Source organism: Streptomyces cahuitamycinicus, assembly GCF_002891435.1.
In the GTDB taxonomy this organism is placed as follows: Bacteria; Actinomycetota; Actinomycetes; order Streptomycetales; family Streptomycetaceae; genus Streptomyces; species Streptomyces cahuitamycinicus.
This window is the reverse complement of the sequence record NZ_POUC01000676.1, coordinates 1-2904: the sequence shown is the minus strand read 5'-3', so window position 1 is coordinate 2904 and position 2904 is coordinate 1. Positions and strand designations below refer to the sequence as shown.

3 protein-coding genes and 1 pseudogene are annotated in these 2904 nt (G+C 73.9%); 2 read left to right on the top strand and 2 right to left on the bottom strand.

Annotation, left to right across the window (positions count from 1 at the left end; translation table 11 throughout):
- A pseudogene (locus C1J00_RS47440) lies at nt 1–203 on the bottom strand (N-acetylmuramoyl-L-alanine amidase); the annotation flags it as partial.
- Nucleotides 204–394: 191 nt separating this feature from the next.
- Between C1J00_RS47440 and C1J00_RS41455 the strand changes: the two are divergent.
- The gene (locus C1J00_RS41455) at nt 395–1579 is read left to right on the top strand and encodes a MarP family serine protease (RefSeq protein WP_102913981.1); all 1185 of its coding nucleotides are present in this window, start codon (nt 395–397) and stop codon (nt 1577–1579) included.
- 227 nt (nt 1580–1806) lie between these two features.
- On the opposite strand, the gene C1J00_RS41450 is transcribed toward C1J00_RS41455, so the two are convergent.
- Nucleotides 1807–2304 (bottom strand): GNAT family N-acetyltransferase, encoded by a 498-nt coding sequence (locus C1J00_RS41450; RefSeq protein ID WP_102913980.1) that lies wholly within the window; start codon nt 2302–2304, stop codon nt 1807–1809.
- Between the two features lie 72 nt (nt 2305–2376).
- Between C1J00_RS41450 and C1J00_RS41445 the strand changes: the two genes are divergently transcribed.
- Nucleotides 2377–2904 (top strand): NAD-dependent epimerase/dehydratase family protein (locus C1J00_RS41445; RefSeq protein WP_146046372.1); only part of this gene is annotated, 528 nt, incomplete at its 3' end.

Below are 2904 nucleotides of genomic sequence, written 5' to 3'. Positions count from 1 at the left end.
GCTTCGGAGCGGGCGGGGGCGGCGCGGGAGCCGGTCTCGGCGGCGTTCTCGACGCCGTGGGCGCACAGGACCAGCGCCACGACGGCGGCGACACCCGGCAGGCAGCCGAGCAGGACCCGGGCCGCGCGCGGCGGACCGGCTGTGCCGGGTGTCCCGTCGGCGGGGTGCCTGCGTGCGCCACGCCGTCTTCGCCAGACACGCATGCTTCCACTGTCGGCCTGATCCGGTCCGTCCGCGATGTGTGATGTGCCACCTGGTGGAACCATCGTCACGGTCCGCGACGTTTTTCCGAGTGCACGCCCGCGTGGCCGATTCCGATCATCGCGTGCGCGTGTGACTGATCACCGGGCCCTCCCCCCGCGTATTAAGGGGTTCCGAGAGAAAGGCGGCGTGCGTGGACCTGCTCGACATCCTGCTGTTGCTGGTCGTTCTGGCCTACGCGGCGTCCGGGTACCGGCGCGGGCTGGTGGCCGGCTGTGTGTCGCTGGCGGGCTTCGTGGGCGGTGCGGTCGTCGGCGTGTGGGTCCTGCCGTGGGTGATGGACGTGGTGGAGCCGGGCACGACGCGGGCGACGGTGGCGGCGGTGTTCACGGTGCTGCTCCCGGCGGTGGTGGGGCACGAACTGGCGGGGCGCCTCGCGCTGCGGCTGCGGCGGGAGCTGGACCGGGGGCCGCTCAGAGTGGCGGACGGGATCGGCGGGGCCGTGGCCAACGCGGTGGCCGTGCTGATCGTGGCGTGGGTGGCCGCGAGCGTCCTGGGCGCGTCCTCGTCGCCGCTGGTCACCTCGGCCATCCGGGACTCGCGGCTGCTCGGCGCCGTGCAGCGGACGATGCCGGACACGACACCGGCCTGGTTCTCGGGGGCCACGTCCGCGCTGACGCAGGCGGGCTTCCCGCAGGTCTTCAACCCCTTCGAGAACGAGTCGACGGCCGAGGTGGCCAAGCCCACCGGCGACAGTGTCACGGCCGCCGCCACCGAGGCCGCCAAGCGCAGCACGGTGAAGGTCGAGGGCGTCGCGGGCACGCAGGGCCGCGAGGGCAGCGGGTTCGTCTACGCGCGCGAGCACGTGATGACCAACGCCCATGTGGTGGCGGGCATCGACGAGCCGACCGTGCAGATCGGCGGGGTCGGGCGGACGTACGAGGCGCGGGTGGTCCTCTTCGACCCGCAGAAGGACGTGGCCGTGCTGTACGTGCCGGGTCTGAAGGCACCCGTGCTGCGCTTCGACGACGACGCCGGGCGCGGCGACTCGGCGGTGGTGGCGGGCTATCCGGAGGACGGCGACCTGAACCTCCAGGCGGCGACGGTCGCGAACCGGGTGCGGGCGACGGGCCAGAACATCTACAACGACGGGACGGCCACCCGGGAGATCTACTCGATCCGCTCCACGGTCCGCCCGGGCAACTCCGGCGGCCCGCTGCTCACCACGGACGGCCGGGTGTTCGGCGTGGTCTTCGCCCGCTCCACCACGGACGCCGAGACGGGCTACGTCCTGACGGCGGACGAGGTCGCCTCCGACGCGCGCGACGCCGCCGGTGCGACGGCGCCGGTGGACACGGGCGAGCTGGCCGCGTCGTAGGGCCTGTCGTTCGGATCAGGTCACAGGGAATGGGCGGTCCTCTCAACGCCGGTGAGCGGGGCCCGGCTCGTGGAGCTGCGAGGCGGAGGAGGACGGGGGCGCGATGGGGCCCCTCCCGCGAGCGCAGCCGAGCGTGGAGGAGTCGGCAACCGACGACAACGCCGCAGACGCGCGTGCCAGGCCCCGCGTCTGCGGGCTGATCCAGACGACAGGCGCCTGGCTCCGGCTCACAGGAAGCGCCCCATGAACACGTCGTCGACGTATGCCCCGCCGAGCAGGAACTCCTCGCGCAGGACCCCCTCGACCACGAACCCCTCGGCCTCGTAGAGCGCCCGGGCCGGGGTGTTGTGCCCCAGGACCCGCAAGGTGATGCGGCGGGCGCCGCGCCGGCGGGCCTCGTCGACGGCGGCCCGGACCAGTGCCCGCCCGACCCCCAGGCCGCGCGCGTCCTCGGCGACGGCGAGGCCCTGGATCTGGCGGACGTGCCGGTTGGCGTCGAGCGGAGTGGGGAAACCGAGGCGGACATAGCCCGCGAGAGGGCCGCCGAGTTCGGCGACGAGGCAGTCCTCGGGGGTGTGCCGCTCGCTGAAGAAGGGGGCGTAGGGCGGCTGCGGCTCGGGCGTCACCGCGTGCCGGTGTGACCAGGTGAGCCGGTCGAGCAGGGCAAGCTCGCCGTCGTCTTCGGGCCGGGCGGTGCGGATGTGCGGGGCGCGGAGCTCGGGCATGGGCGTCACCCTACGGCGGGTGGATCAAGACCTTGCGGGGGTTTTTGCGGAGCCGCACGGCAGGATGGGTTCATGGAGCGTTCGAGAATCGCGGTGGCGGGTGCGTCCGGTCTCATCGGCGGTGCTCTGGTGCGGTCCCTGACCGCCGACGGACACGAGGTGCGCCGCCTGGTACGCGGCACGGCCCGGGCGGCCGGAGAGATCCGCTGGGACCCCGAGGGCGGGCGGGTGGACGCGGCCGGGCTCGCCGGGTGCCACGCGGTGGTCAATCTGGCGGGGGCCGGCGTCGGCGACCGGCGCTGGACGGACGCCTACAAGCAGCGGATCCGCGACAGCCGCGTGAAGGGCACGGCGGCCCTCGCCGGTGCGGTGGCCTCGCTGGACGCGAAGGAACGGCCGCGGGTCTTCGTCAACGGCAGTGCCATCGGCTACTACGGCGAGACCGGTGAGCGGACGGCCGACGAGAGCGCGCCCGCGGGAGAGGGGTTCCTGCCCGCTCTGTGCGTGGAGTGGGAGGGAGCCACCGCACCCGCGCAGGAGGCCGGTGTCCGCACGGTGTTCACCAGGACCGGTCTTGTCGTGTCCCGCGAGGGCGGCGCC

Excerpts from the sequence above, each read along its gene's own strand:
- C1J00_RS41450 (WP_102913980.1), bottom strand. The coding sequence starts at position 2,304 with ATGCCCGAGCTCCGCGCCCCGCACATCCGCACCGCCCGGCCCGAAGAC.